This window comes from Wolbachia endosymbiont of Mansonella perstans (assembly GCF_020278605.1).
GTDB lineage: Bacteria > Pseudomonadota > Alphaproteobacteria > Rickettsiales > Anaplasmataceae > Wolbachia.
Map to the genome: position 1 here is coordinate 1 of NZ_JACZHU010000103.1, position 2,997 is coordinate 2,997.

3 protein-coding genes are annotated in these 2,997 nt (G+C 35.7%); 2 read left to right on the forward strand and 1 reads right to left on the reverse strand.

Annotation, left to right across the window (positions count from 1 at the left end; all coding sequences use genetic code 11):
* Positions 1-267: 267 nt before the first annotated feature.
* The gene (locus tag IHO13_RS04955; protein WP_225538547.1) at positions 268-870 is read right to left on the reverse strand and encodes a hypothetical protein; all 603 of its coding nucleotides are present in this window, start codon (positions 868-870) and stop codon (positions 268-270) included.
* Between the two features lie 171 nt (positions 871-1,041).
* Between IHO13_RS04955 and IHO13_RS04960 the strand changes: the two genes are divergently transcribed.
* Both IHO13_RS04960 and IHO13_RS04965 read left to right on the forward strand, forming a co-directional pair.
* Positions 1,042-1,650: a superoxide dismutase gene (locus IHO13_RS04960; protein WP_225538548.1), complete on the forward strand. Its 609-nt coding sequence runs from the start codon at positions 1,042-1,044 to the stop codon at positions 1,648-1,650.
* Position 1,651: 1 nt separating this feature from the next.
* Entirely contained in the window at positions 1,652-2,923 is a 1,272-nt protein-coding gene (locus IHO13_RS04965; RefSeq protein WP_225538549.1) for a M16 family metallopeptidase, read from the forward strand.
* Positions 2,924-2,997 lie beyond the last annotated feature (74 nt).

Sequence of the window (2,997 nt, forward strand, 5' to 3'; positions counted from 1 at the left end):
TCAGCAAATTATTATAACGCCAATTTAAAGTATTATAGAGTCAAAACTTGCCACTTGGGGTTTCTTTTACCTTTTTTCTCATTTGGCAAATTTCTTAAATATTTATTATTAAAGTAGTATCAAGAATCCCTGTGTCAGCTACTTGGGTGGCAAGAACAGGGCTACTTGGATGACATCATAGGAAAACTAGAATGACAAGAAGGGGTGCCGAAATGACGCTATCCCTAAAATGCCCATGGCTTTAGCCATGGGCATTTCTTGTGCAGATTAGCTATTATGCAGGAAGCTCTTTTGATCTTGTTCAACAGTTTTAGGTGCTTTCATTTCACTAAACTTACTTGACACTTTATCGACAGTCCAAGTTATTGGTGTAATAACAAGTGCTGCAGTCCAGATGACAACTGAAATAATGTAAGATGAGACTAAACTTAGGAACTTAGCACAAGTGTCACCACGTTTTTCTGCTTTGTCCTGAAAATTATTAGCATACCCTACAAGAGATTCTGGACCGTTTTTCTCTCTGAGATACGAAAATAATTTGTGTGGCAAGTACGCAAGATATGCAGTCCCTGTATGGAGTACAAGTAATAAATTTGCGAAGCCAGCATAAAGCTCATTATGTCTCGTACCGTAAACTCTTTTTTCTCTTTTTCCCAAAGTTGTTGTTGAAGTATCAGCATCTTTATTCACTCCTACAATCATGTCTTTTACTGGTCCTATAACACTATCAATATAATAAACGGATTTATAGAAACAGTTCTGTGAAACTTTACTACCGTCATCTCGTTTTACAGCATGAACAGTCCCGAAACGAGCATATTGCTTGAAATTCTTATATGAACTCTTGAAGTCCTCAGATAGATTTGACACATTAACCTCCTAAAAAAATATAATAATAAAAAATGTATTTACATTACTGTACTATTATAACTTATTTTAGAATAATTACAATAGTTACATTAATATTTTAACTAAGTTATGTGTTGCACAAAAGCACTTATTACTCTAACATTGCAGTAGGTTAGAAATAAAGAGGTTTTTATGAGTTTTACTTTACCTGAATTACCATATGATAAAACAGCTTTAGAGCCTTACATATCTGCAAAGACTTTGGATTTTCATTATGATAAGCATCATACGGGGTATTTAAATAAACTCAACGAACTGGTTGAGAATACTGACTATCAGCATGCAAAAATCGAGGAATTAATAACAAAAGTTCATGGCAATAGCGACAAAGTGCCTATATTTAACAACGCAGCGCAAGTTTGGAACCACACTTTTTATTGGAGTTCAATGAAAAAAAATGGTGGTGGCAAGCCTCAGAATGATAGTATTCTAGCAAAAAAAATTCAAGACGATATCGGTAGCTTTGATAAATTCTATGAAGAGTTTTCAAGTTATGGAGTGAACCAATTTGGCAGTGGATGGGTATGGTTAGTGCTTGAAAAAGGAAAACTCAAAATTACCAAAACTCCCAATGCAGATTTACCATTGATTTATGATCAAGTGCCTCTACTTGCTATGGATGTTTGGGAGCATGCCTATTATTTAGATTGTCAAAACCGTAGAATTAATTATGTAAAAGCTTTCCTTGATCATTTGATAAATTGGGGTTTTGCAGAAGAGAATTTGAGAAAGAATACATAAAATGAATGTACCGAAGGTAACAAAATTAGATAATGGCCTGCGCATAATAACCGAGCAGGTACATGATGTTGACTCTATAGCTTTAAGTATACGAGTTGGTGTTGGCAGTAGAGCCGAAAGTGCAAGTCAAAATGGAATATCCCACTTTCTAGAGCACATGGCTTTTAAGGGAACAAAAACAAAAACTGCATTTGAAATTGCAAAAGTCTTTGATGATATAGGTGGAGTGTTCAACGCTAGCACCGGTAGAGAAAGCACTAGTTACTACGTAAAAGTCCTCAAAAAAGACATAAAAACTGGTATTGATATATTAATAGATATATTAGTAAATTCGACATTTCCAGAAGATGAATTGAAGCGCGAAAAAGGTATTGTAACACAAGAGATTTTTCAAACCAACGATTCGCCGAGCGACATCATTTTCGATAAATATTTTGAAGCAGCTTATAAAGATCAACCGTTTGGTAGGTCGATCTTAGGCACACAGGATACTGTAAAATCATTTACTCGAGAAGATCTAAATAGCTATATAAATGAGCATTACTTTGGCGAGAATACGATATTTTCTGTTGCAGGAAACGTTGAGCATGAAGAAGTTGTTCAGTTAACCAAAGATTTTCTCTCAAAGATTCATGCAAAAGAGCTGAAGAAAAAGCAGAATGCGAATTACACTGGTGGTGAGTATTTGGAGCATCGTAAACTGGACCAGGTACACTTGCTAATAGGTTTACCTAGTGTTTCTCACCATGACGATAGATATCACACATTTCGGGTGCTTGATTCTATATTGGGAAGTGGAATGTCATCACGCCTATTCCAGGAAATAAGGGAAAAGCAGGGACTGGTTTACTCTGTCTATTCATTTAATTCTAGCTACACCGATACAGGAATACTCTCCATTTTCGTTGGCACAGATAGTAGCAATTTAGATAAGCTTTTAAAATCCATAACGACGGAGTTGAAGAAATTATCTACGGGTGATCTGAAGGAAGAGGAGGTAAATAGGGTAAAAGAGCGAGTAAAATCCCAAATTTTAATGTCACGTGAAAGCGTCAGTTCCCGTGCTGAAGCATTGGGGCATTACTATGGCAACTATGATAGATATATCAGTAAAAATAAATTGATAGAAAAAACTAGCGCAGTTACCACTGCTGGCGTAAAAGAAGCAGCAGAGGAATTGTTATCTCAACATGAGAAAACTACTTTAGCTGCAATTGGAGAAATAAAATCGTTGCCAAGCTACGATAAAGTGGTTTCTATGCTTAGGGCTTAGAGCATGAGCTTCTCGCATAACTAGCTAGTTTTAGTATACCGTAAAATAAAAACAACTACTTAACACGTTCTGCC